28 protein-coding genes are annotated in these 24406 nt (G+C 63.9%); 13 read left to right on the top strand and 15 right to left on the bottom strand.

The window, feature by feature from the left end:
* Positions 1–96: 96 nt before the first annotated feature.
* Both CAG34_RS06960 and prlC read right to left on the bottom strand, forming a co-directional pair.
* Entirely contained in the window at positions 97–378 is a 282-nt protein-coding gene (locus tag CAG34_RS06960; RefSeq protein ID WP_013970292.1) for a YheV family putative zinc ribbon protein, read from the bottom strand.
* Positions 375–2462, bottom strand: coding sequence for an oligopeptidase A (gene prlC / locus CAG34_RS06955; protein ID WP_085588906.1), 2088 nt, complete (start codon positions 2460–2462; stop codon positions 375–377). The genes CAG34_RS06960 and prlC overlap by 4 nt, the downstream gene beginning before the upstream one ends.
* Before the next feature lie 66 nt (positions 2463–2528).
* Between prlC and CAG34_RS06950 the strand changes: the two genes are divergently transcribed.
* Positions 2529–3077: a gamma carbonic anhydrase family protein gene (locus tag CAG34_RS06950; RefSeq protein WP_003261048.1), complete on the top strand. Its 549-nt coding sequence runs from the start codon at positions 2529–2531 to the stop codon at positions 3075–3077.
* 119 nt (positions 3078–3196) lie between these two features.
* Complete coding sequence (locus tag CAG34_RS06945) at positions 3197–3847, top strand: HAD family hydrolase (RefSeq protein WP_085588904.1); 651 nt, start codon at positions 3197–3199, stop codon at positions 3845–3847.
* A 132-nt stretch (positions 3848–3979) separates the two neighbouring features.
* Here CAG34_RS06945 and CAG34_RS06940 read toward each other — a convergent pair whose 3' ends face one another.
* The gene (locus CAG34_RS06940) at positions 3980–5053 is read right to left on the bottom strand and encodes an aminopeptidase (RefSeq protein ID WP_085588902.1); all 1074 of its coding nucleotides are present in this window, start codon (positions 5051–5053) and stop codon (positions 3980–3982) included.
* Positions 5054–5138: 85 nt separating this feature from the next.
* On the opposite strand from CAG34_RS06940, the gene CAG34_RS06935 reads away from it, so the two are divergent.
* Both CAG34_RS06935 and CAG34_RS06930 read left to right on the top strand, forming a co-directional pair.
* Positions 5139–5552: a hypothetical protein gene (locus tag CAG34_RS06935; RefSeq protein ID WP_015268455.1), complete on the top strand. Its 414-nt coding sequence runs from the start codon at positions 5139–5141 to the stop codon at positions 5550–5552.
* A 55-nt stretch (positions 5553–5607) separates the two neighbouring features.
* Entirely contained in the window at positions 5608–6021 is a 414-nt protein-coding gene (locus CAG34_RS06930) for a hypothetical protein (RefSeq protein WP_013970286.1), read from the top strand.
* A gap of 96 nt (positions 6022–6117) precedes the next feature.
* Here CAG34_RS06930 and CAG34_RS06925 read toward each other — a convergent pair whose 3' ends face one another.
* A complete protein-coding gene (locus CAG34_RS06925; RefSeq protein WP_003261043.1) occupies positions 6118–6351 on the bottom strand; it encodes a DUF1161 domain-containing protein in 234 nt (77 codons plus the stop codon).
* A 73-nt stretch (positions 6352–6424) separates the two neighbouring features.
* Positions 6425–6850 (bottom strand): OsmC family protein, encoded by a 426-nt coding sequence (locus CAG34_RS06920; protein WP_013970285.1) that lies wholly within the window; start codon positions 6848–6850, stop codon positions 6425–6427.
* Between the two features lie 152 nt (positions 6851–7002).
* On the opposite strand from CAG34_RS06920, the gene CAG34_RS06915 reads away from it, so the two are divergent.
* Positions 7003–8007, top strand: a complete 1005-nt coding sequence (locus CAG34_RS06915) for an LLM class flavin-dependent oxidoreductase (RefSeq protein WP_085588901.1) — start codon at positions 7003–7005, stop codon at positions 8005–8007.
* Positions 8008–8106: 99 nt separating this feature from the next.
* Here the strand turns inward: CAG34_RS06915 and CAG34_RS06910 are convergent, their stop codons facing one another.
* Positions 8107–8328 carry a DUF1161 domain-containing protein gene (locus CAG34_RS06910; protein WP_003261041.1) on the bottom strand — a complete coding sequence of 74 codons (222 nt, stop codon included), beginning with the start codon at positions 8326–8328 and terminating at the stop codon, positions 8107–8109.
* A 101-nt stretch (positions 8329–8429) separates the two neighbouring features.
* The gene (locus CAG34_RS06905; RefSeq protein ID WP_013970282.1) at positions 8430–8645 is read right to left on the bottom strand and encodes a dodecin; all 216 of its coding nucleotides are present in this window, start codon (positions 8643–8645) and stop codon (positions 8430–8432) included.
* A gap of 150 nt (positions 8646–8795) precedes the next feature.
* On the opposite strand from CAG34_RS06905, the gene CAG34_RS06900 reads away from it, so the two are divergent.
* Entirely contained in the window at positions 8796–9119 is a 324-nt protein-coding gene (locus tag CAG34_RS06900; protein ID WP_003261039.1) for a YqjD family protein, read from the top strand.
* On the opposite strand, the gene CAG34_RS06895 is transcribed toward CAG34_RS06900, so the two are convergent.
* Positions 9116–10012 carry a LysR family transcriptional regulator gene (locus tag CAG34_RS06895; RefSeq protein WP_085588900.1) on the bottom strand — a complete coding sequence of 299 codons (897 nt, stop codon included), beginning with the start codon at positions 10010–10012 and terminating at the stop codon, positions 9116–9118. The two genes, CAG34_RS06900 and CAG34_RS06895, sit on opposite strands and share 4 nt — an antisense overlap.
* A gap of 110 nt (positions 10013–10122) precedes the next feature.
* Between CAG34_RS06895 and trpB the strand changes: the two genes are divergently transcribed.
* Together trpB and trpA are read left to right on the top strand one after the other, a co-directional pair.
* Positions 10123–11340 carry a tryptophan synthase subunit beta gene (gene trpB, locus CAG34_RS06890; protein ID WP_085588899.1) on the top strand — a complete coding sequence of 406 codons (1218 nt, stop codon included), beginning with the start codon at positions 10123–10125 and terminating at the stop codon, positions 11338–11340.
* Positions 11337–12146, top strand: a complete 810-nt coding sequence (gene trpA / locus CAG34_RS06885; protein WP_085588898.1) for a tryptophan synthase subunit alpha — start codon at positions 11337–11339, stop codon at positions 12144–12146. The genes trpB and trpA overlap by 4 nt, the downstream gene beginning before the upstream one ends.
* Before the next feature lie 120 nt (positions 12147–12266).
* Here the strand turns inward: trpA and CAG34_RS06880 are convergent, their stop codons facing one another.
* Positions 12267–12599 carry a DOPA 4,5-dioxygenase family protein gene (locus CAG34_RS06880; protein WP_013970278.1) on the bottom strand — a complete coding sequence of 111 codons (333 nt, stop codon included), beginning with the start codon at positions 12597–12599 and terminating at the stop codon, positions 12267–12269.
* 52 nt (positions 12600–12651) lie between these two features.
* On the opposite strand from CAG34_RS06880, the gene CAG34_RS06875 reads away from it, so the two are divergent.
* A complete protein-coding gene (locus CAG34_RS06875; protein ID WP_085588897.1) occupies positions 12652–13269 on the top strand; it encodes an NAD(P)-dependent oxidoreductase in 618 nt (205 codons plus the stop codon).
* A gap of 131 nt (positions 13270–13400) precedes the next feature.
* Here CAG34_RS06875 and CAG34_RS06870 read toward each other — a convergent pair whose 3' ends face one another.
* Positions 13401–14300: a LysR family transcriptional regulator gene (locus tag CAG34_RS06870; protein ID WP_085588896.1), complete on the bottom strand. Its 900-nt coding sequence runs from the start codon at positions 14298–14300 to the stop codon at positions 13401–13403.
* Between the two features lie 108 nt (positions 14301–14408).
* On the opposite strand from CAG34_RS06870, the gene betC reads away from it, so the two are divergent.
* The 3 genes from betC (at position 14409) to CAG34_RS06850 (ending at position 18579) form a co-directional block, all read left to right on the top strand.
* The gene (betC, locus tag CAG34_RS06865; RefSeq protein WP_085588895.1) at positions 14409–15926 is read left to right on the top strand and encodes a choline-sulfatase; all 1518 of its coding nucleotides are present in this window, start codon (positions 14409–14411) and stop codon (positions 15924–15926) included.
* Positions 15927–15940: 14 nt separating this feature from the next.
* A complete protein-coding gene (gene choX, locus CAG34_RS06860) occupies positions 15941–16870 on the top strand; it encodes a choline ABC transporter substrate-binding protein (protein WP_013970274.1) in 930 nt (309 codons plus the stop codon).
* A gap of 143 nt (positions 16871–17013) precedes the next feature.
* Positions 17014–18579 (top strand): SulP family inorganic anion transporter, encoded by a 1566-nt coding sequence (locus tag CAG34_RS06850; protein WP_085588894.1) that lies wholly within the window; start codon positions 17014–17016, stop codon positions 18577–18579.
* 138 nt (positions 18580–18717) lie between these two features.
* On the opposite strand, the gene aroE is transcribed toward CAG34_RS06850, so the two are convergent.
* Positions 18718–19542: a shikimate dehydrogenase gene (aroE, locus tag CAG34_RS06845; protein WP_025337190.1), complete on the bottom strand. Its 825-nt coding sequence runs from the start codon at positions 19540–19542 to the stop codon at positions 18718–18720.
* 25 nt (positions 19543–19567) lie between these two features.
* On the bottom strand, positions 19568–20479 hold the full coding sequence (gene hemF, locus CAG34_RS06840; protein WP_019098072.1) for an oxygen-dependent coproporphyrinogen oxidase: 912 nt from the start codon (positions 20477–20479) through the stop codon (positions 19568–19570).
* A 134-nt stretch (positions 20480–20613) separates the two neighbouring features.
* On the opposite strand from hemF, the gene CAG34_RS06835 reads away from it, so the two are divergent.
* Positions 20614–21591: an NADPH:quinone reductase gene (locus CAG34_RS06835; RefSeq protein ID WP_025337189.1), complete on the top strand. Its 978-nt coding sequence runs from the start codon at positions 20614–20616 to the stop codon at positions 21589–21591.
* 159 nt (positions 21592–21750) lie between these two features.
* Here the strand turns inward: CAG34_RS06835 and CAG34_RS06825 are convergent, their stop codons facing one another.
* The 3 genes from CAG34_RS06825 to dprA all read right to left on the bottom strand — a co-directional run bounded on the left by CAG34_RS06825 (position 21751) and on the right by dprA (position 24202).
* Entirely contained in the window at positions 21751–22059 is a 309-nt protein-coding gene (locus CAG34_RS06825; protein ID WP_178076904.1) for a hypothetical protein, read from the bottom strand.
* 445 nt (positions 22060–22504) lie between these two features.
* Positions 22505–23062: an L-threonylcarbamoyladenylate synthase gene (locus tag CAG34_RS06820; protein ID WP_085588893.1), complete on the bottom strand. Its 558-nt coding sequence runs from the start codon at positions 23060–23062 to the stop codon at positions 22505–22507.
* A gap of 42 nt (positions 23063–23104) precedes the next feature.
* Positions 23105–24202 carry a DNA-processing protein DprA gene (dprA, locus tag CAG34_RS06815; RefSeq protein ID WP_085588892.1) on the bottom strand — a complete coding sequence of 366 codons (1098 nt, stop codon included), beginning with the start codon at positions 24200–24202 and terminating at the stop codon, positions 23105–23107.
* Positions 24203–24406: the final 204 nt, after the last annotated feature.

The raw sequence follows: 24406 nt of genomic DNA, 5'->3' as shown, positions 1-24406 counted from the left end.
CAGGCGAGCTTGCATGGCCGGCGTGCAGCAGGTGGCCTGACTATCTACCACCCGGGCATGCCGGCCCGGGCACGACGCCCGGGCGGCACGACGGCTTTATTCAGCCGGTTTCTTCAGCTTCGGGTTGGGGAAGAACTGCACCGTCTGTACCTTGGCCGGCGCGGCTTTCGGCTCCAGATGGTTGACCCGGGTGCCGAGTTCCTTCGGCACCGACAAGCCCTGCTCGTTGAGGGTGTCGGTAAAGCCGCAGGCCACGCACTCGCGGTGCGGTACGCCGTCTTCGTTCCACATCATCAGCTTGTCGGTCTCGCTGCACGCCGGGCATACCGCCCCGGCAATGAAGCGTTTCTTGGTCTTGTTCACGGCTACCTCGCTCATGCTGCAGCGTCCTCGCTCAGGCCACTATGGCGCAGCAAGGCATCGATGGAAGGCTCACGGCCACGGAAGTCGACGAACAGCTCCATCGGCTCGCGCGAACCACCGCGTGCCAGGATAGCCTCGCGGAAGGCACGGCCGGTTTCGGCGTTCAGCACGCCTTCTTCCTCGAAGCGCGAGAAGGCGTCGGCCGACAGCACTTCGGCCCACTTGTAGCTGTAGTAGCCCGCGGCATAACCACCAGCGAAGATGTGCGCAAAGCTGTTGGGGAAGCGGTTGTACGCCGGTGGGCGCATGACCGACACCTCGTCGCGCACGCCTTCGAGCACCTGCAACACGCTGCGGCCGTCGCCATGGGTGGCATGCAGCTCGAAGTCGAACAGCGAGAACTCCAGCTGGCGCACCATCATCATGCCCGACTGGAAGTTCTTCGCCGCCAGCATCTTGTCCAGCAGGTCCTGGGGCAGTGGGGCACCGGTTTCGTAGTGGGCGGAGATCAGTGCCAGGCCTTCCGGCTCCCAGCACCAGTTTTCCATGAACTGGCTCGGCAGTTCGACCGCGTCCCAGGCCACGCCGTTGATGCCGGATACACCGGCATGCTCGATGCGGGTCAGCATGTGGTGCAGGCCGTGGCCGAACTCATGGAACAAGGTGGTGACTTCATCGTGGGTCAACAGCGCCGGCTTGCCGGGCGCGGCCGGGGTGAAGTTGCACACCAGGTTGGCCACCGGGCTCTGCAACTGGCCAGCGGCTGTGCGGCGACGGTCACGCGCGCCATCCATCCAGGCGCCGCCACGCTTGTTGGCGCGGGCGTAGAGGTCGAAGAAGAAGCGGCCGACGTGCTGGCCGTTTTCCTTGATCTCGAACAGGCGCACATCCGGGTGCCAGCTGTCGAAGCCCTTGAGTTCGGCGATCTCGATGCCGTACAGGCGCTGCACGATGCTGAACAGGCCACCCAGCACCTTGTCGATCGGGAAGTAGGCGCGCAGGGCCTCCTGCGACACGCTGTAACGTTGTTCGCGCAGCTTCTCGCCGAAGTAGCCGGCGTCCCAGCTGGCCAGTTCAGGGCAGCCCTGCTCGGCGGCGTAGGCCTTGAGCTGCTCCAGGTCCTGTGCGGCGAACGGCTTGGAACGCTTGGCCAGATCACGCAGGAAGCTCAGCACCTGGTCGCTGGACTCGGCCATCTTGGTGGCCAGGCTCAGCTCGGCGTAGTTCTTGTAGCCCAGCAGTTCGGCCAGTTCCTGGCGCAGGCCGAGGATTTCCTGCATCACCGGGCCGTTGTCGAACTGGCCGGCATTCGGGCCCTGGTCCGAGGCGCGGGTGCAGTAGGCGGCGTACAGCTCTTCGCGCAGGGCGCGGTCGCTGGCGTAGGTCATCACCGCGTAGTAGCTGGGGAATTCCAGGGTGATCAGCCAGCCGTCGAGGCCCTTGGCCTGGGCGGCGGCGGCCATCTGCGCCTTGGCCGAGTCGGTCAGGCCGGCCAGCGCGGCTTCGTCGGTAACGTGCTTGGTCCAGGCCTGGGTAGCGTCGAGCAGCTGGTTGGAGAAACGGCTGCCCAGCTCGCTGAGCTTGCTCTGCACTTCGGCGTAGCGTTGCTGTTTATCCGCCGGCAGGTCGATACCCGACAGGCGGAAGTCACGCAGGGCGTGCTCGAGGATAGTCTTTTGCGCCACGTCGAAACCGGCGGCCTCGGGGCTGTTGATCAGCGCCTGGTAGGCTTCGAACAGCGCACGGTTCTGGCCCAGTTCGGTAGAGTAGGCGCTCAGCGCTGGCAGGCACGACTCGTAGGCTTCGCGCAGCTGCGCGCTGTTGCACACCGCATTGAGGTGGCTGACCGGGCTCCAGGCGGCGCCCAGGCGGTCGTTCAGCTCGTCCATGGCCAGCACCAGGCCAGCCCAGGTAGGGTTCTTGCCCTGCTTTTCGAGGATCTCGGCAATGGCTTTACGGTTGTCGGCCAGGATCGCTTCGATTGCCGGCAATACGTGTTCGGCACGGATTTGCGAGAAGGGCGGCAGATCGTAGGACTGCAGAAGCGGGTTGTTCGCACTCACGGTTTGGATACCTTGGCAGAAGAAACACTGCCCCATCTTAATTACAATCGACGCCGACCGCAGCAGGCAGCCTGCCTATCGGCACAGATGAGAGACGCTATCATGGCTATCCGAAGCTTCCAGCAACACACTCCGAAAGTTGGGCCCAGGGCCTTCGTCGACCGATCGGCGGTAGTGCTGGGCGACGTGGAAATCGGTGAAGACAGCTCCGTCTGGCCGTTGACCGTGATACGCGGCGACATGCACCGCATCCGCATTGGCGCGCGTACCAGCGTGCAGGACGGCAGCGTGCTGCACATCACCCATGCCGGCCCGTTCAACCCGGACGGCTTCCCGCTGATCATCGGTGACGAAGTGACCATCGGCCACAAGGTCATGCTGCATGGCTGCACCCTGGGCAACCGCATCCTGGTCGGCATGGGCAGCACCATCATGGACGGCGCCATCGTCGAGGACGAAGTGATCATCGGCGCCGGCAGCCTGGTACCACCGGGCAAGCGCCTGGTCAGTGGCTACCTGTACATGGGCAGCCCGGTGAAACAGGCCAGACTGCTGAACGACCAGGAACACGCATTTTTTGCCTACAGCGCCAGTAACTACGTGAAGCTCAAGGACCAGCACCTGGCCGAAGGCTACGATCAACCGGAATAACCCCTTCGCGGGCGCGCCCGCTCCCACAGGTCTAGCGAAGCCTTCAAGGCCAGTGCCGTACCTGTGGGAGCGGGCAAGCCCGCGAAGAAGGCCACGCAGCACTCAAGTGGAACCCGCAAATGCACCAGCAAAACATCCTCTTCGACCTCGACGGCACCCTGACCGACCCGCGCCAGGGCATCACCCTCTCGATCCAGTATGCCCTGGCCAAACTGGGCATCGACGAGCCGGACCTGACCCGCCTCGAGCACTTCATCGGCCCACCCCTGCTGCAGGCCTTCATGCAGTTCTACAGCTTCGACGAAGCCAAGGCCTGGGAGGCGGTGAACTTCTATCGGGAACGCTTCAGCGTCACCGGCCTGTACGAAAACCTGGTGTTCGAAGGTGTGCCGGAGCTGCTCGAGGCCCTGAACGGCCAAGGTCGCACGCTGTACATCGCCACCTCCAAGCCATGGGAGTTCGCCCGTGAAATCGCCCGGCACTTCGCCTTCGACCACCACTTCAAGGTGATCTATGGCAGTGAACTGGATGGCACGCGCACCAACAAGGTCGAGCTGATTCGCCACCTGCTTGATGAAGAAGGGCTGGACCCGGCGCAGACGCTGATGATCGGCGACCGCAAGCATGACCTGATCGGTGCGCGCAGCAATGGCTTGCAGGCGGTGGCGGTGGGGTACGGGTTTGGTAGCCAGGAAGAACTGATGGCGGAAGAGCCAGCCTACCACTTTGCTACTTTGGCCGAGATGCATCAGGCATTTCTCAAGGCTTGATGGCCATTGGGGCTGCTTTGCAGCCCATCGCCGGCAAGCCAGCTCCCACAGGGGTAGCACATGGCTTGAGGTCAATGCGGTCGAGGTGGGAGCTGGCTTGCCGGCGATGGGCCGCAAGGCGGCCCCAAAATCTCACCGGCTAACCATCAACCGCCGTAACGCCGCCTTCCTCTCATCGATCGGCAACCGCCCCAATTGCTCGACCCGTTGATAAAACCGCGCCCAGTCCCCTCCCACCTCACCGAACACCGCCGCAAACGCCGGTACCCACTGGTCATACAGCCCGAACGGCAGCAACTTGGCATTGCTCATCGGCCCATACATCCAGGCGTCATAGCGCTTGTCACCACCCCACTGGGCATCACGCACTTGCCGGTATTCCCGCCTAAGCCGCTCGAACTCCGCCTGCTTGGCCACCCGCTTCTGCGCATCATCCAGAGGCCCGGCATAAATTGCCTGCAACCGCTCGCGGCTGGCCAGCACCAACCGTACGAATTGCTCACGCTGCTGCCCCTGCTCCCCGCCAGAGGCAGCCAGGCCCCGCGCCACGCGCCATTGCCGCGTGCCTTCCTGCTCGACGAAGGAAGCAAACGACTCGTTGAACTCGGTGTCGTCCTGCACATAGAAGCGCTGGTGGGCCAGCTCATGGAAGATCAGCGTGGCCAGGCGCTCGTCGCTCCAACCCACCATCGACGACAGAATCGGGTCGTCGAACCAGCCCAGGGTCGAATAGGCCTCCACGCCGCCCACGTATACATCCATGCCGTCCTGGCGCATCAACGCCGCCGCCCCACGCGCCGCGCCTTGCTGGTAATAGCCGCGATAGGCCACACACCCTGCGATCGGGAAGCAGTGCGTCACTGGCTGCAACGACAGCTCGGGGGTGGCGAACACATTCCATACCACGTAAGGCCGGCCAAGGTCGGCGTACACCCGGTAGCTGCGGTTGTCCGGCAGCTTCAGCTGCTGGCTGGCAAATGCCCGTGCCTGCTTGGCGTGTTCCAGGCGCGCGCGCAATTGCGCTGAAGTGGCCGGGTTGGCCACTACCTGATCCACCGGCTGCCGTGCGCGTAGCAGCTGCCACTGGCCCTCGGCCAACTGCCCATAGTAGGCGGCGCTGCTGCAACCGTTCAGCAGGAGCACCGCCAGCAGGGGAACCAAACGGGTGAAAACAAGGTCGAGTGGCCCAGGGCCTGAGCGCTGCATAAGAATAAGTCGAAGCATCCGGGACTGTCTGACTCGCTCAAGGCCGATTCACTCCAAGACTATCTCGCCAAGGGGGAGTTTCGCCATGCGTGCACTGTTGGTCACCGGCTCACTGTTGCTGATATCCGCCTGTTCGACCTTGCCAGACCCGGACCCGAACCAGGCCTGGATCGACCTCACGCCCTACGACAACACCTCGCTGCACGCCGTGCAGGTAGATGAGCGCGACTGGGCCGACAGCCGTTACTTCGAAGTACAGCCCGGCAGCCACGAGCTGACCGTGCGCTACCAGTTTCCGGTTACCCCCAGCAATATCGGCCCGGTCGAGGAGCCGTTGTGGCGGGATTGCCAGGTCAAGCTGACCTTCAAGGATTTCAGTGCCGGCCAGCGCTACCAGCTGCAGGCTGGCAGCATCGGTTTCCGCCCCTGGATCAAACTCTACGACCATCAGCAAAAACTGGTTGGCCAGGGCTTGCCTGCAGGCTGCCAGCGCACCTGAAACGCACAAACGGCGCTATGCTTGTAGCCTATGAATCGCAAGTGGGAGTCTTGCCATGCGCCAGCCCATGATGCTGATCGCCCTCAGTGCACTGGGGGCTTGCGCCAGCCCCTTGCCGCCCGTCGACCCCAAGCAGGCCTGGGTCGACCTGTACACCATGACTCCCGGCAGGGTGATCATGGCCGACCGCCTCGACGGCAAGCGCCTGGAGGATGGCCGCTACTTCCAGGTGACGCCAGGCAAGCACGAACTGGTAGTGCGCTTCGATTACGAGATATATGGGGGCGGCCTCATGACCCAGCCCAGGGACCGTACCTGCTACCTGACCGTGCGCTTTGACAACTTCAAGGCCGGTGAACGCTATCGCCTGGAGGCACGGGCGCCGGTGATGGAACCGCAGGTGCTGCTGTATGACGGCAGCCGCAAGGTGGTGGTGAACGAGCCTAGCGAGGTGTTCTGCATTCCTTGACCTGGGGGCTGCATGCTCCTACAGGAGATACGCGATCCCTGTAGGAGCGGCCTTGTGTCGCGATAGGGCCGCAAAGCGGCCCCCAAAATCCTGAACCTACCGATCATTCTTCTGATAAATGATCTTCTTGGTCCCACCATCGCAGGTCCCGACGACCATGTTCTGGTCCTTGACCTCGCTGTTGGGCACGATCTCCAGGGTATAGGACGAAACACCCTGGGCCTGGATCTTGGCCTCGATCTCGGCTTTGAGCTCCTCGCACGGCTTGACCGCCGCCAACGCAGATGTGGCGACCAGGGAAGCCAACACGGTGATTGCTACGCGAATCATGAAACGGCTCCTGAAAGGGCAGCGTGCTGCCGACGCTGTTTAGACTACAACAAACCGCCCTCATTGCACTGCTTCAACCCACCAGCGCCGCATCCAGGCTGATCTTCGCGTTCAGCACCTTGGACACCGGGCACCCGGCCTTGGCCTTGTCGGCGATCTGCAAGAACTGCGCTTCACTCGCCCCAGGCACCTTGGCCCTGAGCACCAGATGCACCGCCGTAATGGCAAAGCCATCAGCTTGCTTGTCGAGTGTCACTTCGGCAGCGGTGTCGATCCTGTCCGGGGTGAAACCCGCTTCGCCCAGCATCATCGACAGTGCCATCGAGAAGCAGCCGGCGTGCGCCGCGCCGATCAGCTCCTCCGGGTTGGTCCCGGGCGAGCCCTCGAAACGGGTATTGAAGCCGTAGGGGTTCTGCTTTAGCGCGCCGCTTTCGGTAGAAAGCAGGCCTTTGCCGTCCTTCAGGCCACCTTGCCAGATCGCCGATGCTGTCTTTTTCATGATGCCTCCTGGTCTCGGGTTACATGCTTATGGCTTCAGAGGTCAGCCGCCTACGGCAAGTTCAGAGCAATCGCACGGCAAGCATTGAATCCGTCGAATGTGCCCATACAGAGTTGAAAAGGCCTGTGGCCAAATACCTTTGCGGAGGCTCCATGACGCAGCTGCGTGACCTGAAGATTTCCACCCTCGACCTGGTGCCAGTACGCGCCGACGCCGGCCCGGCGCAGTCGCTGCGCAACTCGCTGGACCTGGCGCAGCACGTCGAGCGCTTTGGCTACAACCGCTTCTGGGTGGCCGAGCACCACAACATGGACGGCATCGCCAGTTCGGCGACTTCGGTGCTGATCGGCTATCTGGCGGGGGGTACCTCGAGCATTCGCGTGGGCTCTGGCGGGGTCATGCTGCCCAACCATGCGCCGCTGGTGATCGCCGAGCAGTTCGGCACCCTGGCCAGCCTGTACCCGGGGCGCATCGACCTGGGGTTGGGCCGCGCGCCGGGTTCCGACCAGATGACCGCCTACGCCCTGCGCCGCGACCGCGCCGGCGGCCCGGATGACTTCCCGGACGATGTCGAGGAACTGTCACGCTACCTCGGCCCGCGTACCGATGATCAAAAAGTGATCGCCGTACCAGGGCACGACACCGACGTACCGATGTGGCTGCTCGGCTCCAGCCTGTTCAGCGCTCAACTGGCCGGCATGCGCGGCATGCCCTACGCCTTCGCCTCGCACTTTGCGCCGCGCTACATGCACGAGGCGATCCGCGTGTACCGCAACCACTTCAAGCCCTCGACCACATTGGACAAGCCGTATGTGATGCTGGGCATCCCCATGGTGGTGGCGGAAACCGACGAAAAGGCCGAGTACCTGGCCACGTCGGTGTACCAGCGCATCCTCGCGCTGATTCGTGGGCAGAGCCTGATGCAGAAGCCGCCGGTGGAAAGCATGGACGGGTTGTGGCTACCCCATGAACGGGATGCGGTGGGCAGCTTCCTCGGCCTGGCGATGATCGGCAGCCCGCAGAAGGTGCGGGCCAAGGTGGAAGTGCTGCTGGAGCAGACCGGGGCGGATGAGCTGATCTTCACCTGTGATTTGTATGAGCATGCGGACCGTATTCGGTCCTATGAACTGATGGCGCAGGCTCTCAAGACCGCGTGATCTTCTTCGCGGGTAAACCCGCTCCCACAGGTACAGCGTCGCTCTCAGGCCCTGTGATATCCCTGTGGGAGCGGGCGAGCCCGCGAAGAAGCCAGCACATTAGCCGCGCCGGTACACAATCTCCTTGGTACCAGCCTCGCAGCTGCCAATCACCTTGCCGGCCGGGTCGCCCTTGTCGACGATCTCCAGCTTGTAGCCGGTAACACCCTTGGCATCCAGCTTGGCCGCAATCTCTGCCTTGAGTTCCTCGCACGGCTTGCCCGCCGCCAGCGCACCACCGGCCAGGGTCATCAGGCCCAGCGCCAGAATCAGTTTGTTCATCACTCGCTTTCCTTGTGCAGATGAAATCAGAAAGGGCGCCCGCCAAGGCGCCCCCTCCCTAAATACCCCATCATGCCGGGCTCATCCAGCCCGGCAGTGTTTCAGCTATTGGCGATACGGAAGCCGACCTTCAGCGTGACCTGGAAGTGCGCCGCCTTGTTGTCACGGATATGGCCACGGGTATCTATCACTTCGAACCACTCCAGGTGCTTGATGCTCTTGCCGGCTTCGGCCAGGGCATTGTTGATCGCCTCTTCGATGCTGGTGGTCGAAGACCCCACCAGTTCGATCTTCTTGTAGGTGTGATGATCGGTCATGAGCGCTCTCCTCGGATGATGGTGAGATTGAGCCTAGCAGCGCAGGCCTGGTTTACCTGCGAGCGATCACCATTGGCGAAAGTTCGATCGCACTTTCCCGCGGGCCCAAGGTCGCAATCCTTACAGTCCATACTGCAAAGGAGAGTCAACATGCACCGCAATTCGCTGCGTAGAACGTCCCTGGAAAGCATGGAAGCGGAGATCGAGAGCCTTCTGAAAAGCCTGGAAAACCTCAAGCATGATGCGTCGGAGGAGTCCCAGAAATCGGTGAAGGCAATCCGCAGCAACGCCGAGAGTGCCCTGCGTCATTCGCGCCACCTGTTGAGCGATGCCTACGAGGAAGTGAAGCACCGCACCCGCCAGACCGGCATCGCCACCCGCGACTATGCCCAGGAACACCCGTACACCACCGCCGGCGTCGCCATTGGCGCGCTAGGCCTGCTGGCGGCGTACCTGATGTGCAAACGCAACTAAGCGCCCTGTCGCGCCAGCTCTGCCCTTAGCCACTGCGCCAACTGCTCGGCGCGCCCGTCCGCGGCGCGCCTGGGCACCCACAGCGCCAATGCCGCAGGGGTAGGTGAAAAGCCCCACGGCGCACTCAAACGGCCCGCCCGCAGGTCATCAGCGACCAGCGGCTGCGGCGCAATCGCCACACCCAACCCGGCCACCGCAGCTTCCAGCAGGTAATACAGGTGCTCGAAAGCCTGGCCATAGTGCAGGGTCGCCGGCTCCAACCCCTGTTCCAGCGCCCAGGTCGGCCAAGCCTGCGGGCGCGAGGTGGTGTGCAGCAACGCTTCGCCCAGCAAAGCCTTGGCCGGCGCGCCCTGCAAGCGCTCGAAACCGGTGAAATGCGGGCTGAGCACCGGCCCGATGCGCTCCTCGGCCAGCACATGCACCTGCATGTCCGCCGGCCATGGCGGCTCGGCATACACCAGCAGCGCATCCAGCCCTGGCCGCCGCGGGTCCAGGTCGCCTTCACCGGCCGACAGGTGCAAGCGCAGCTCAGGCAAATCCGCCTGCAACCGCCCCAACCGCGGGATGAACCAGCGCGCCAGCAGGCTGCCCGAGCAGCCCAGCACGAACGGCGCCTCGCTGACATCGTGGCTGAGCTCGGTGCACACGCTGCGCAGGCGGTCGAAGGCTTCGCTACTGGCATCGCGCAGGCGTACGCCGGCATCTGTGAGTTTGATGCCACGCCCGTCCTTCACGAACAGCGCGACGCCCAGGTGCTCTTCAAGTACCTTGATCTGCCGGCTGACGGCGCCATGGGTGACGTGCAGCGCTTCGGCCGCCTGGCTGACGCTGTTGAGCCGTGCGGTAGCCTCGAAGGCCCGCAGGGCGTTTAGGGGAGGGAGGTCGTGGGCCATTTTACCTGTGAGTTTTTCTGACAAGTTTGCGCAATCTTATCGGTTTTCAGCCGGGCTTGCCGTGGTTAGAGTAAAGCCCATCACTCATTCATTACGCCCTGGAGCGCCCCATGACCCAGTCCCAATACCGCCCCGGCCCCGACGCCAACGGCCTGTTCGGCTCGTTCGGCGGCCGCTACGTGGCCGAAACCCTGATGCCACTGGTGCTGGACCTGGCCCGCGAATACGAAGCGGCCAAGGCAGACCCCAAGTTCCTCGAAGAGCTGGCCTACTTCCAGCGCGACTACATCGGCCGCCCCAACCCGCTGTACTTCGCCGAGCGCCTGACCGAGCACTGCGGCGGCGCGAAGATCTTCTTCAAGCGTGAAGAACTCAACCACACCGGCGCGCACAAGGTGAACAACTGCATTGGCCAGGTGCTGCTGGCCAAGCGCATGGGCAAGAAGCGCCTGATCGCCGAAACCGGCGCCGGCATGCACGGCGTGGCCACCGCCACCGTCGCTGCCCGCTTCGGCCTGCCTTGCGTGATCTACATGGGCGCCACCGACATCGAGCGCCAGCAGGCCAACGTGTTCCGCATGAAGCTGCTGGGCGCCGAGATCGTCCCGGTCACCGCCGGCACCGGCACCCTGAAGGACGCCATGAACGAGGCCCTGCGCGACTGGGTCACCAACGTCGAAGACACCTTCTACCTGATCGGCACCGTGGCCGGCCCGCACCCGTACCCGGCCATGGTCCGCGACTTCCAGTCGATCATCGGCAAGGAAACCCGCGCCCAGCTGCAAGAGAAGGAAGGCCGCCTGCCAGACAGCCTGGTTGCCTGCGTCGGTGGCGGCTCCAACGCCATGGGCCTGTTCCATGAGTTCCTCGAAGAGCCAAGCGTGCAGATCATCGGCGTCGAAGCCGGTGGCCATGGCGTGAACACCGACAAGCACGCCGCCAGCCTGAACGGCGGGGTACCGGGCGTGCTGCACGGCAACCGCACCTACCTGCTGCAGGACGAAGACGGCCAGATCACCGACGCCCACTCGATTTCCGCCGGCCTGGACTACCCGGGCATCGGCCCGGAGCACGCCTACCTGCACGAAGTTAAGCGTGTCGAGTACGTCAGCATCACCGACAACGAAGCGCTGGATGCGTTCCACGCCACCTGTCGCCTGGAAGGCATCATCCCGGCCCTGGAAAGCTCCCACGCCCTGGCCGAGGCGATCAAGCGCGCACCGAAGCTGCCCAAGGACCACCTGATGGTCGTGTGCCTGTCGGGCCGCGGCGACAAAGACATGCAAACCGTCATGAACCACATGGCCGCCCAGGAGAAACAGGCATGAGCCGTCTTGAACAACGCTTCGCCGAGCTGAAGGCCGAAGGCCGCTCGGCACTGGTCACCTTCGTCACTGCGGGCGACCCGGGCTATGACGCCTCGCTGCAGATCCTCAAAGGCCTGCCGGCAGCCGGTGCCGACGTGATCGAGCTGGGCATGCCGTTCACCGACCCGATGGCAGACGGCGTGGCCATCCAGCTGGCCACCCTGCGTGCCCTGGAAGCCGGCCAGACCCTGGCCAAGACCCTGCAGATGGTTCGCGAATTCCGTGTGGATAACCAGGCCACACCGATCGTACTGATGGGTTACTACAACCCGATCCACCGCTTTGGCGTGGAGAAGTTCGTGGCCGAAGCCAAGCAAGCGGGTGTCGATGGCCTGATCATCGTCGACCTGCCGCCAGAGCACGACGCCGAACTGGCGACCCCGGCCCAGGCTGCGGGTATCGACTTCATCCGCCTGACCACCCCGACCACAGACGACGCGCGCCTGCCGCGCGTGCTGGAGCGCAGCTCCGGGTTCGTCTACTACGTGTCGGTGGCCGGTGTGACCGGCGCCGGCTCGGCGACCACCGAGCACGTGACCGAAGCCATTGCCCGCCTGCGTCGGCATACCGATCTGCCGATCAGCGTTGGTTTCGGCATTCGTACGCCGGAGCAGGCTGCGGCCATTGCCCGCCTGTCGGACGGCGTGGTGGTGGGCTCGGCACTGGTCGACAAGATTGCCCAGGCCAAAGATGCCGATCAGGCCGTGAACGATGTATTGAGCCTGTGCTCGGCACTGGCTGAAGGGGTGCGCGGCGCCCGCCGTTAAACCGCGTCGCCTTCATCGCCGGCAAGCCAGCTCCCACAGGTACAGCGCCGCCCTCAGGCCCTGTGATATCCCTGTGGGAGCTGGCTTGCCGGCGATGAGGCCAGTACAGACCATGAAGATCTAACCCCCGAAAATCGACAGATCCAGCGGCCGCACCGCCCCCATCCAGATCGCATGGTCACGGTGGTCCGCCAGTTCATCACCGGTCAGCGGGTGCATGAACACCACCAACCCCTTCCGATACAGCGCCAACCACGGCAGCACCACCCCCACAAACTCCGGCTCGAAGGCCAGCTGGCAGCTCCAGTCCGGGTGCGGCCCCACCGGTTTCTGGTGCATGCGCCCCATGGTCACGGGAAACAGCCGCGCCGCCTCCTCGCACAGTTCACGGGCCTGGTCCATGGTCGCTGCGTCGTAGTAAACGTGGGCGTGGTAACCCTTGATCCTCTGCACGATAACTCCTGATTGCGGTCCAACCATCACCACCTGCAAAGGGAGTGATGCAGTGAAAAACGCCGAAACCCCAGTGTTCAAACTGGTCCTGTTCGGGCCTGAAAGCAGCCTGGGCAACGCCCTGATGGTAGAGCTGCTGTCGCGCCAGCACGAAGTCACCGCCGTGGTCGACGACCTCAACCGCCACGCGCCGCGCCCCGGCCTGCATTTCAAGATAGGCGGGCTGGGCGATGCCGACCAGGCGGAGCAGGGCGCGGCAGGCGGGTCGGCAGTAATTGCCCTGTTGTCTACGCTGGCGCCGGGCGATCTGCCCGGGCAAGCCCGCATGAGCGAGGCGCTGGTGGCGGGGCTGAAGCGTACGACTATACGCCGGCTGCTGCTGGTGGGCGATTTCGATGTGCTGGATGAGCCGGGCAAGTACAGCGAGGCGGAGCGGGAGTGTGTGGACCAGGTGGTGGACGGGTTACAGCGCAGTGCGTTGCACTGGACGCTGATCAATGCCCCGCAGGAACTGGCCGGGTTGGGGATGGAGCATTTTCGCAGCACCGAAGGTACGCTGGAGCCGGGGTTGGCCGAGCCGTTGCGGCACCTGGCCAGGGTCGCGGCAGGGATGGTGGATATGCTGGAGCTGGATTTGCACCGGGGCGAGCATCTGAACTTCGTGGTCTAGATTGCCGGGGCTGCTGTGCAGCCCATCGCCGGCAAGCCAGCTCCCACAGGGACGGCGCCATGCCCCAGGCTTGTACAGCACCTGTGGGAGCTGGCTTGCCGGCGATGGGCCGCAAAGCGGCCCCGGGGATGTCACAGGCTGCGCTCGCGCTCCAGCCAATCCACAAACCGCTCGATCAACGCCCCACGCCGCTTGCGTGGTGGCAGCACCGCGTAATACCCGCGCGCCGAGCGCAAACTCCCCTCCAACGGCCGGCACAGCAACCCTTGCTCCACCAGCCCATCCACCAAGTGCCCCCAGCCAATCGCCACCCCTTGCCCGGCAATCGCCGCCTGGATCAGCAACGTATAGTTATCAAACCGCAACTGCCCGGCCGGCGGCGGGCTGGCCACACCAAACCCGCGAAACACCCCCGCCCAGTCAAACCAACGGCTAGCCTGCTCGCCCTTCAAGTGCAGCAAGGGCAATCGTTGCAAAGCCACGGCTGACAAGGGTTTGCCATGAATCAGCCGGGGGCTGCACACAGGGAAAACCTCCTCATCGAACAGCCAGCGGCTCTCGCCCTGGTGAAAACGCCCGTCGCCAAACAGCACCGCCACATCGATGTCCGGTCGCAACATGCCCTGGCTGCGCTCACCGGTCACCAGGCTCACGTCCACCTGTGGATAAGCCTCGTGAAAACGCTGCAGCCGTGGCATCAGCCAGAACGCCGCAAAGGCGAAGTCGGTAGCCACCTGCAGCACTTCGCGCTGGCCGCGTCCACTGGCCTGGGCGATGCCGTCCTCCATGGCCTGCAGGCCCTGATGCACCTGTTCGAACAGCACCTGGCCAGCCTCGGTCAGCTCGATACCCCGGTAAATGCGGTCGAACAGGCGCGTGCCCAACTGTGCCTCCAGCCGTTTTACTTGCTGGCTCACCGCTGGTTGCGTGGTACCCAGCTCCAGTGCCGCGGCGGTAAAGCCGCGCAACCGTGCGGCGGCCTCGAACACGCGCAAGGTATCCAGCGACAGCTCGGCAAGGTGCTCAAACATAAGCGTGGCTAATCCCAGTCATTGCCCGCCATGGGCTTTACCCATGTTATCCACAGTCGCATCTTGATAGGCAAGCGGTTCGCATAACCCTCAACGATGGAAGCCACCATGACGCGCCCGAATATCCTGTTCATCATGGCCGACCAGATGGCCGCGCCCTTGCTGCCGATCTACGCCTCTTCGCCGATCCAGATGCCGCACCTGAGCCGCCTTGCCGAACAGGCGGTGGTGTTCGACTCGGCTTACTGCAACAGCCCGTTGTGCGCGCCGTCGCGCTTCACCCTGGTCAGCGGCCAGTTACCCAGTCGCATCGGCGCCTACGACAACGCCGCCGACTTCCCCGCCGACGTGCCGACCTACGCCCACTATCTGCGCCGCCTTGGCTACCGCACCGCGCTGTCGGGCAAGATGCACTTCTGCGGCCCGGACCAACTGCATGGCTACGAAGAACGCCTGACCAGCGATATCTACCCGGCCGACTACGGATGGGCGGTGAACTGGGATGAGCCGGATGTGCGCCCGAGCTGGTATCACAACATGTCCTCGGTACTGCAGGCCGGCCCGTGCGTGCGCACCAACCAGCTGGATTTCGACGAGGAGGTGGTGTTCAAGGCGCGCCAGTACCTGTACGACCATGTGCGCGAAAACGATGGCCGACCGTTCTGCCTGACCGTGTCGATGACCCACCCGCACGACCCCTACACCATCCCCCGGCGCTATTGGGATCGCTACGAGGGTGTGGATATCCCCATGCCCCGCGCCGAATTCGACCAGGCAGAACTCGACCCGCACTCGCAGCGCCTGCTGAAGGTCTACGACTTGTGGAACAAGCCGCTGCCTGTGGACAAGATCCGTGACGCCCGCCGTGCCTACTTCGGCGCCTGCAGCTACATCGATGACAACATCGGCCTGCTGCTGCAGACCCTGGAGGAATGCAACCTGGCCGACGACACCCTGATCGTGTTCTCCGGCGACCACGGCGACATGCTTGGCGAGCGTGGCCTCTGGTACAAGATGCACTGGTTCGAGATGTCGGCGCGGGTGCCGCTGCTGGTGCACGCGCCGAAGCGCTTCGCGCCAGCCCGGGTCAGCGCCTCGGTGTCGACCTGCGACCTGCTGCCGACCCTGGTCGAGCTGGGCGGAGGTGCTGTGGATAACCACCTGCACCTGGATGGCCGCTCGCTGGTCGGCCACCTGCAAGGGCAGGGCGGCCATGACGAAGTGATCGGCGAATACATGGCCGAAGGCACCGTCGGCCCGCTGATGATGATCCGCCGGGGGCCGTACAAGTTCGTGTACAGCGAGGACGACCCATGCCTACTCTATGACCTGAGTCGCGACCCGCACGAGCGGGAGAACCTCACCGGCAGCCCGGAACACAAGGCGCTGCTGCAGGCATTTGTCGATGAAGCACAGCAACGTTGGGATATCCCCAGCCTGCGCCAGCAGGTTCTTGCCAGCCAGCGGCGCCGCCGCCTGGTGGCCGAGGCGCTGGCCATCGGCAAGCTGAAAAGCTGGGACCACCAACCGCTGGTGGACGCCAGCCAACAGTACATGCGCAACCACATCGATCTCGACGACCTCGAGCGCAAGGCACGTTATCCACAGCCCGCCCCCCTGGATTGAGAAGAGAGGCCGCCATGCACAAGTTCTCCGCCGCCGTGTTCGCCCTGGCCCTGAGCCTGGGTACCGCCACGGCCCACGCCGCCGACAGCGACGCGCAATGCACCACCGTGAAGATGGCCGACCCCGGCTGGAGCGACATCGCCACGACCAACGCCTTGGCCCGCCTGCTTCTGGAAAGCCTGGGTTACCAGGTGAAAATCGACAGCCTGGCCGTGCCGATCATCTACGGCGGCCTCAAGGATGGCCGCGTCGATGCCTTCCTCGGCAACTGGATGCCGGCACAGCAGGGCTTTCATGACAAGTTCATCGCCAACGGCGATGTGCAGCAGCTTTCACGCAACCTGGAAGGAACCGAGTTCACCCTGGCAGTGCCCGACTATGTGTGGAATGCCGGGGTGAAGGATTTTGCCGACTTGCAGAAACACGCCGACCAGTTCGACAAGAAGCTGTACGGGATCGGTTCCGGGGCACCGGCCAACCTGTCGTTGAAGGAAATCATCGACAAGAATGAATTCAACCTCGGCCAGTGGAAGCTGGTGGAGTCCAGCGAGCAGGCGATGCTGGCGCAGGTCGACCGGGCGGTGAAGAAACAGCAGTTCATCACCTTCCTCGGCTGGACCCCGCACCCGATGAACGTGAAGCTGAAGATGCATTACCTGAGCGGCGGGGAGAAGTGGTTTGGCAGCAAGGGCGAGGTGTATACCCTGACCCGCAAGGGTTATCCACAAGCCTGCCCGAATGCGGCCAAGCTGCTGGGCAACCTGAAGTTCACGCTGGACATGGAAAACACCATCATGGCCGAAGTTGTGGACAAGAAGATCAGCTTCGATGATGCGGCCAAGGCTTGGCTGAAGGCGCACCCCGAGTTGCTGGAAGGGTGGTTGGCCGGGGTGACGACCAAGGCCGATGGCAATGCGCTGGAGGCCGTCAAAGCCAAACTGTAACCTCACAAGCAAACCTCTATCCCTGTGGGAGCGGGCATGCCCGCGAACACCGGCGAAGCCGGTGCCATCCACCGCGGCGGCTTCTTCGCGGGCGCGCCCGCTCCCACAGGGATTGGCGAAACAGTAAGGAATGTGGATAACCCATGCATCGCCTCACTCACCTGCTGCCCTTCCTCTCCTGGCTCCCCCGCCAATCGGGCCGCAGCCTGCGCCAGGACCTGCTGGTGGGCCTGAGCGGTGCAATCCTCGCCCTGCCGCAATCCATCGCCTACGCCCTGATCGCCGGCCTGCCGGCCGAGTACGGGCTGTACGCCGCCATCGTGCCAGTGCTGATCGCCTGCCTGTGGGGCTCGTCCTGGCACCTGATCTGTGGCCCGACGGCTGCCATCTCCATCGTCCTCTACGCCAGCATCAGCCCGCTGGCCGTGGCCGGCAGCGCCGACTATGTCACCTTGGTGCTGCTGCTGACCTTCGTCGGCGGCATCTTTCAGTTGTTGCTGGGGCTTTTGCGCTTCGGCGCACTGGTCAATTTCGTCTCCCATTCCGTGGTGCTCGGCTTCACCCTGGGCGCCGCTGTCGTCATTGCCCTGGGCCAGCTGCCCAACCTGCTGGGCATGGACCTGCCAAGCCAGGCCACGGCGTTGAAGACCGTGCAGGACCTGGCCAGCCATGCCGGCGAGGTCGACCTGCCTTCCTTGATTCTGGGCCTGGCCACAGTGGCGATCGGCGTGGCCTTCAAGCTCTGGCGCCCACGCTGGCCCAGCCTGTTGATAAGCCTGATTTTGGTAAGCCTGCTGGCCTGGCTGCTGCCTGGGTTCTTTGGCCATGTGCCGCGTGTGCCGGCATTCACCGGCCAGCTGCCACCCTTCAGCCCACTGCCCTTGCTGGATGTGGAACTGATCCTGCGCCTGCTGCCCAGCGCCGTGGCAGTGGGCATGCTCGGGCTGGTCACGAGCCTGTCGATCGCCCGCTCGTTGTCGGCACGTTCGGAGCAGTTGATCGACGCAGACCAGGAAATACGCGCACAGGGCCTGTCGAACATCGTCGGTGCGTTTTTCTCTGGCTACCTGTCTTCCGGCTCCTTCACCCGCTCCGGGCTGAGCTACGACGCCGGCGCCCGCTCGCCCATGGCCGGGGTATTCTCGGCGCTGTGGGTGGCTGTGTTCGCCGTTGCCGGGGCCGGTCTGATCGCGCACCTGCCGATTCCGGCCATGGCCGGCAGCATCCTGCTGATCTGCTGGGGGTTGGTGGACCACCGGGGGATTCGTGCGCTGTTCCGGGTCAGCCGCTCGGAGTTTCTGGTAATGGCGCTGACGGCGGCAGCGACCTTGTTGCTGGAGCTGCAGACGGCGATCTATGCCGGAGTGCTGGCGTCGCTGTTCTTCTATCTGAAGCGCACTTCACGGCCACGGGTACAGCAGAGCCGCGAAGGGGAGGCGGACGTGCTGCGGGTGGGCGGGTCGATCTTCTTTGGTGCGGCGCATTACCTGCAGGTGCGCTTGCAGCGCTGCCAGGGGCCGCATGTGGTGATCGATGCGCGGCAGGTGAACTTCATCGATTACTCGGGTGTGGATATGTTGCACCGCGAGGCGCGGCGGTTGCGGCGGGCGGGGGGGAGTCTGACCCTGCACCGGGCCAGGCCGCAGGTGATCGAGGAGTTGCAGAAGCTGGAAGGGGTGGAGCTGTGCCCGATCCGGTTTGAGGAGTGAGGCTGAGATATTGGGGCTGCTTTGCAGCCCATCGCAGGCAAGCCAGCTCCTACAGGGACAGCGCCGGCCTCAGGCCTTGTGATATCCCTGTGGGAGCTGGCTTGCCTGCGATGGGCCGCAAAGCGGCCCCCAACAATCTCAGCCCCGAGCCAGCTGCCGGCGCAACTCAGCCAACACTGGCGCCGTATCCGGCCGCACCCCACGCCAGATAAAGAAAGCCTCAGCCGCCTGCTCAGCCAGCATCCCCAGCCCATCCAGCACCTTGGCCGCCCCCAGCTTCTCTGCCCACTGGCAAAACGGCGTAGGCTCCTTGCCATACATCATGTCGTAGCAAACCGTGCGCCCCGCCTCGACCAGGCTGTCGGCAATCGGCGGCAACTCACCGGCCAGGCTCGCCGAGGTGGCATTGATGATCACATCCACCGGTTCCTGCAACCAGGCAAACCCGCTGGCTACCACCGGCCCCAGCTCATCGAACTCACGCGCCAGCTGCTCGGCCTTCTCCACAGTCCGGTTGGCAATCACCAGCGACTGCGGCTTGTGCGCCAGGATCGGCTCCAGCACGCCACGCACCGCGCCACCAGCACCCAGGATCAGAATGCGTTTGCCCGCCAGCTCGACCCCCGCATTCACCGTCAGGTCGCGCACCAGGCCAGCGCCATCGGTGTTGTCGCCCTGCAGGCTGCCATCGGCCAGCTTGCTCAGCGTGTTCACCGCGCCAGCGCGCTGGGCACGCGGGGTCAGGCTGTCGCACAGGCGGAAGGCCTCTTCCTTGAACGGCACGGTGACGTTGCCACCGCGGCCTTGCTTGAAGAAGCCGCGCGCGCAGTCGCTGAACTCGTCCAGCGGCGCCAGCAGGGTGGCGTATTCCAGGTCCTGGCCGGTCTGTTCGGCGAACAGGCGATGGATCAGCGGCGACTTGCTGTGGCCGATGGGGTTACCAAAAACGACGTACTGGTCCATGACGGCTCCTTGATTATCCACAGGCTTACTGGCCGAGCCAGTCGCGGTCCTGCAGGAAGTACTCGGTCAGGCGCGCTTCTTCACTGCCGGGCGCGGCCTTCCAGTCGTAGCCCCAGCGCACCTGCGGCGGCAGCGACATGAGGATGGACTCGGTGCGGCCACCGGACTGCAGGCCGAACAGGGTGCCACGGTCGTAGACCAGGTTGAACTCCACGTAGCGGCCACGGCGGTATTCCTGGAACTCACGCTGCTGCGGGGTGTAAGGGGTGTCCTTGCGGCGCTGGATGATCGGCAGGTAGGCGTTGACGTAGGCGTCGCCGATGGCGCGGATGAAGGCGAAGCAGGTGTCGAAGTCCCACTCGTTCAGGTCATCGAAGAACAGGCCACCGATGCCGCGTGGCTCGCCACGGTGCTTGAGGTGGAAGTAGCGGTCGCACCAGGCCTTGTAGCGCGGGTACACGTCGGCGCCGAACGGCGCACAGGCCTGCTCGGCCACACGGTGCCAGTGGATGCAGTCTTCCTCATTGCCATAGTACGGGGTCAGGTCGAAGCCGCCGCCGAACCACCAGACCGCCTCTTCACCTTCCTTTTCGGCGATGAAGAAGCGCACGTTGGCGTGGGAAGTGGGCACATGCGGGTTGTGCGGGTGGATCACCAGCGACACGCCCAGGGCCTCGAAGCCACGGCCCGCCAGCTCGGGGCGGTGGGCACTGGCCGACGGCGGCAGACCAGCGCCGAACACGTGGGAAAAGTTGACCCCGCCTTTCTCGATCACCTTGCCATCGCCGATCACCCGCGTGCGGCCCCCGCCACCGGCTTCGCGCACCCAGGCGTCCTCGACGAAGCGGGCGCCGCCGTCTTCAGCTTCGAGGGCAGAGCAGATGCGGTCTTGCAGGTCGAGCAGGTAGGCTTTCACGGCCTCGGTGCGGCTAGTCATCGGGTCACCAGGAACGGGCAGGGAAGAATTCGCCGCGTAGCATACCACCCCCAGCCCGCGCGCCGCAGTTGACGGCGATCAAGCAAAGGCGTCCGATAGAAGGCCTTTCCCGACCCATACGACAGGAGTGCGAGATGGCCAAGCGTATCCAGTTCAGCCAGCATGGCGGCCCGGAAGTGCTGCAGTTTGTGGAATTCGAACCAGCCCCGCCAGGGCCACAGCAGGTGCGTGTGCGTAACCATGCGATCGGCCTGAACTTCATCGATACCTACTTCCGCAGCGGGCTGTATGCACCGCCATCCCTGCCTTCGGGGCTGGGCACTGAAGCGGCTGGCGTGGTCGAGGCCGTGGGCGAGGGCGTGACCCGGCTGAAAGTGGGTGACCGCGTGGCCCATGCCGGCGGCCCGCTGGGCGCGTACAGCGAGGTGCATACGCTGCCGGAAGCCAACCTGGTGAAGCTGCCCGACAACATCAGCTTCGAGCAGGCGGCGGCGGTGATGCTCAAGGGTTTGACCGTGCAGTACCTGCTGAAGCAGACCTATGAGGTGAAGGCGGGTGACGTGATCCTGTTCCACGCAGCAGCTGGCGGCGTGGGTTCGTTGGCGTGCCAGTGGGCCAAGGCCTTGGGCGCCAAGCTGATCGGGACAGTGAGTTCTGCCGAAAAGGCCGAGCGGGCCAAGGCGCTGGGGGCGTGGGCGACCATCGATTACAGCCGTGAAGACGTGGCCCAGCGGGTGCTGGAGCTGACCGACGGCAAGAAATGCCCGGTGGTGTATGACGGTGTGGGTGCCGACACCTGGCTGACCTCGCTGGACTGCCTGCAGCCGCGCGGATTGATGGTGAGCTTTGGCAATGCCTCGGGGGCAGTGAGCGGGGTGAATCTGGGGATTCTGGCGCAGAAAGGGTCGCTGTATGTGACCCGGCCGACTTTGGCGACCTATGCCAACAATGCCGAGAATACCCAGGCCATGGCCGATGACCTGTTTGCGATGATTGGCAGCGGCAAGCTGGTTGTGGATATCCAACAGCGGTATCCGCTCAGCGAGGCGGCCAAAGCACAGGCGGAGCTGTCGGCTCGGCGGACTGTGGGTTCCACAATTCTGCTTCCTTGAGTTCACTCCCACAGGTACTGCGTCGGCGTTGAATACAGCGCTATCCCTGTGGGAGCGGGCATGCCCGCGAAGCAAGCACCGCGGTGCATGGCACCGGCTGCGCCGGTGTTCGCGGGCGCGCCCGCTCCCACAGGTACTGCGTCGGCCTTGAATATGGCGCTATGCCTGTGGAGGACGGGTGGTTGGCATCGACTCGATACCATCGAGAATCGCCTCCACCAATCCCTCCGCCAATTCAATGGAATGCAGGCTCGACCAATACATGCCACGGCCTTCTTCGCGCAGGTACTCGAGGGCTTTCGAACCCGTTTCGTAGGCGCCTCGCAGATACAGAGCTACATGAACCAAGGCGTCCTCGGCGGAAATGTTCGGGTTTACGGTGAACAGCGGTTCGTGGCCGGCGTCGCAGCGGCCGAAGGGGCGGGTGGATGTGCAGGGTAGGGGTGGATCGGGGACAATCTTCTTCATCACTAGATCTCGCTTCATGGCACCACCCAGTCGTTACCACACGAATAGGTGGCAGCTGTACGCAGGGTGGTAAACCGGGTGGGAGATCTAAAACCCAGCAGGCACGAAGCCTCCTGCGAACAGCCGCCATGGACTGCCAAGATCACCCAGAACCCGGGTTACCACACCCGATCGCCGAGTTATTCGGCGACGGCTGAAGCCTAAGGGCAGAGGTTCCCAGTGAGAAGGTGATGGCAGAGGACGCGGCTCGTAGGATATTTCCCAAGCCGCAAGCTGGACAGCCATTCGAGACAAAATCAGAAAAATCTGCGGGGTTCTGGGGCCGCTTTGCAGCCCAATCGCCGGCAAGCCAGCTCCCACACCGACCGCACCGATTTCAAGTCATGTGCAGTACCTGTGGGAGCTGGCTTGCCGGCGATCGAGGGCGAAGCCCTCGCCAGCGGTATCAGCCCGGGCGAACGACTTCGCCAGTCACCAGGTCACGAATCACACTCGGGTTCTTCCTTCCACCCAACGCCCCACCCAGCACCAGATCCAGCTGGCCATGGAAGTACTGCTCCACCCGCAACCGGGTCTTCGCCGCCGGGCGCCCGCCCGGGTTGCACGAAGTGGAAATCAACGGCCCCACCAACGCACACAGCTCGCGCACCAACGGGTGGTCACTGACCCGCAGTGCCACGGTGTCATGTTGCCCGGTAACCCATTCGGGCAACAGGTCCTGGTGCGGCACCAGCCAGGTGTTCGGCCCCGGCCAGGTGCTGCCCATGCGGTCTATCCAGTCTTCGGGGAAGTCCTCGAACAAGAAGTCGAACTGGCGGATGTTGTCGGCTACCAGGATCAGGCCTTTATCCACAGGCCGCGACTTCAGCGCCAGCAGGCGATACACCGCGTCCTCGTTCCACGGGTCGCAGCCCAGGCCCCAGACCGCTTCCGTCGGGTAGGCGATCACTGCGCCCGCCCGGATCTCACGTGCGGCTTGTTGCACACGAAAACTGCTCACCATTTCTGTTACTCCGCCTATATACCTTGCTTGTGAGCAGTGTACTTAGCCCGCGCGGGCAAACCAACGCCCGGCTTCATTGCTGACCCGGCCTTCCAGCTCCAGTTCGGTCAGCTGCGCCAGCACGTCGGCCAACGGCAGCTCGCTGCAGTGGGCCAGGCTTTCGCTGGTTTGTGGCGCAGCATGCAGCAGGGCGAGCAAGGGATGGTCGAATTTATCCACAACCGCAGGCGGCAGGTTCTGCCAGCCCTGCAGGCTTTCCAATATCTGCTCCACGCTCTCCACCAGCAGCGCACCGTCACGTATCAACTGGTGGCAGCCCTTGGCTCCGGGGTGGTGAATGGAGCCCGGTATGGCATACACCTCGCGGCCTTGCTCGGCAGCCAGGCGTGCGGTGATCAGCGAACCACTGGCCAGGCTGGCCTCTACCACCAGCACGCCCAACGACAGGCCACTGATGATGCGATTGCGCCGCGGGAAGTTGCCGGGCAGCGGCCCGGCATCCAGCGGGTACTCGGAAACCAGCGCGCTACCGTTGTCGATCATCGCTTGCGCGAGCGACTTGTGGCGCTGTGGATAAAGTTTTTGCAACCCCGTACCGAGCACGCCAACCGTGCCCCCACCAGCCTGCAATGCGGCCCGATGAGCGGCACCATCGATGCCCACGGCCAAGCCGCTGGTAATGGTGAAACCGGCCTGCGCCAGGTAGCGGGAAAATGCCGCAGCAGTATCGAGCGCCGGGGGTGAAGCACGCCTGCTGCCCACAATTGCCAGCTGTGGGCGCTCGAGCAAGGCCGGGTTGCCAGCGACGAAAAGCAGCGGAGGGGCATCGTCGATTTCCGCCAATAGTGGCGGGTAGCCAGGGCCGTCCCACATCAGTAAATGCTGGCCCGGGCGCTCTAACCAGGCCATTGCGGCCAGTGCGCCTTCACGTACTTCGGCACTGCGCCGGACATCGATGGTGGCCTGTGGTATGCCCAATGCGCGCCACGCGCCGGCCGGTGCGCACAGTGCCGAAGAGGCACTGCCAAAGGCCTCCAACAAGGTGTTAAAACGACGCAATCCCGTTTCCGGCAGCCGGTGCAGGCGTAATCGCGCCTCCAGTTCGGCAGGCGGAAGAGGCGACGAATGGTAGGTCTGCATGGGGATCATCCTTGATCGAATTGGGGCCATCGACGTGGCACAAACTGTGGATAACTTTGTTGATAACGCTTTGACAACCTGTCCATCGAATGGGCTATAAGCGGCCCTTGAAAACCCTAGCCGAGCTTTGCCAGGTGCTGAAATCCCCGTTTCCCTTTATTATGTGTGCTCAGTTTTCAACCGAACGCACAGTGACTGCCTGAC

Origin of the sequence: Pseudomonas sp. B14(2017) (assembly GCF_002113255.1) — a bacterium.
Classification (GTDB): Bacteria; Pseudomonadota; Gammaproteobacteria; order Pseudomonadales; family Pseudomonadaceae; genus Aquipseudomonas; species Aquipseudomonas putida_Z.
This window is presented reverse-complemented; position numbering and strand designations above follow the sequence as displayed.

Bases quoted from the DNA above. Each gene is read 5' to 3' on its own strand.
- CAG34_RS06945 (WP_085588904.1), top strand. From the start codon at position 3,197: ATGCACCAGCAAAACATCCTCTTCGACCTCGACGGCACCCTGACCGAC.
- CAG34_RS06820 (WP_085588893.1), bottom strand. From the start codon at position 23,062: ATGGTGAGCAGTTTTCGTGTGCAACAAGCCGCACGTGAGATCCGGGCG.
- CAG34_RS06960 (WP_013970292.1), bottom strand. From the start codon at position 378: ATGAGCGAGGTAGCCGTGAACAAGACCAAGAAACGCTTCATTGCCGGG.
- CAG34_RS06850 (WP_085588894.1), top strand. From the start codon at position 17,014: ATGCATCGCCTCACTCACCTGCTGCCCTTCCTCTCCTGGCTCCCCCGC.
- trpB (WP_085588899.1), top strand. From the start codon at position 10,123: ATGACCCAGTCCCAATACCGCCCCGGCCCCGACGCCAACGGCCTGTTC.
- CAG34_RS06825 (WP_178076904.1), bottom strand. From the start codon at position 22,059: ATGAAGAAGATTGTCCCCGATCCACCCCTACCCTGCACATCCACCCGC.
- CAG34_RS06920 (WP_013970285.1), bottom strand. From the start codon at position 6,850: ATGAAAAAGACAGCATCGGCGATCTGGCAAGGTGGCCTGAAGGACGGC.
- CAG34_RS06910 (WP_003261041.1), bottom strand. From the start codon at position 8,328: ATGAACAAACTGATTCTGGCGCTGGGCCTGATGACCCTGGCCGGTGGT.
- trpA (WP_085588898.1), top strand. From the start codon at position 11,337: ATGAGCCGTCTTGAACAACGCTTCGCCGAGCTGAAGGCCGAAGGCCGC.
- aroE (WP_025337190.1), bottom strand. From the start codon at position 19,542: ATGGACCAGTACGTCGTTTTTGGTAACCCCATCGGCCACAGCAAGTCG.
- CAG34_RS06935 (WP_015268455.1), top strand. From the start codon at position 5,139: ATGCGTGCACTGTTGGTCACCGGCTCACTGTTGCTGATATCCGCCTGT.
- prlC (WP_085588906.1), bottom strand. From the start codon at position 2,462: ATGGGGCAGTGTTTCTTCTGCCAAGGTATCCAAACCGTGAGTGCGAAC.
- CAG34_RS06905 (WP_013970282.1), bottom strand. From the start codon at position 8,645: ATGACCGATCATCACACCTACAAGAAGATCGAACTGGTGGGGTCTTCG.
- dprA (WP_085588892.1), bottom strand. From the start codon at position 24,202: ATGCAGACCTACCATTCGTCGCCTCTTCCGCCTGCCGAACTGGAGGCG.
- CAG34_RS06925 (WP_003261043.1), bottom strand. From the start codon at position 6,351: ATGATTCGCGTAGCAATCACCGTGTTGGCTTCCCTGGTCGCCACATCT.
- choX (WP_013970274.1), top strand. From the start codon at position 15,941: ATGCACAAGTTCTCCGCCGCCGTGTTCGCCCTGGCCCTGAGCCTGGGT.
- CAG34_RS06895 (WP_085588900.1), bottom strand. From the start codon at position 10,012: ATGGCCCACGACCTCCCTCCCCTAAACGCCCTGCGGGCCTTCGAGGCT.
- CAG34_RS06900 (WP_003261039.1), top strand. From the start codon at position 8,796: ATGCACCGCAATTCGCTGCGTAGAACGTCCCTGGAAAGCATGGAAGCG.
- CAG34_RS06940 (WP_085588902.1), bottom strand. From the start codon at position 5,053: ATGCAGCGCTCAGGCCCTGGGCCACTCGACCTTGTTTTCACCCGTTTG.
- CAG34_RS06930 (WP_013970286.1), top strand. From the start codon at position 5,608: ATGCGCCAGCCCATGATGCTGATCGCCCTCAGTGCACTGGGGGCTTGC.
- betC (WP_085588895.1), top strand. From the start codon at position 14,409: ATGACGCGCCCGAATATCCTGTTCATCATGGCCGACCAGATGGCCGCG.
- hemF (WP_019098072.1), bottom strand. From the start codon at position 20,479: ATGACTAGCCGCACCGAGGCCGTGAAAGCCTACCTGCTCGACCTGCAA.
- CAG34_RS06950 (WP_003261048.1), top strand. From the start codon at position 2,529: ATGGCTATCCGAAGCTTCCAGCAACACACTCCGAAAGTTGGGCCCAGG.
- CAG34_RS06835 (WP_025337189.1), top strand. From the start codon at position 20,614: ATGGCCAAGCGTATCCAGTTCAGCCAGCATGGCGGCCCGGAAGTGCTG.
- CAG34_RS06870 (WP_085588896.1), bottom strand. From the start codon at position 14,300: ATGTTTGAGCACCTTGCCGAGCTGTCGCTGGATACCTTGCGCGTGTTC.
- CAG34_RS06915 (WP_085588901.1), top strand. From the start codon at position 7,003: ATGACGCAGCTGCGTGACCTGAAGATTTCCACCCTCGACCTGGTGCCA.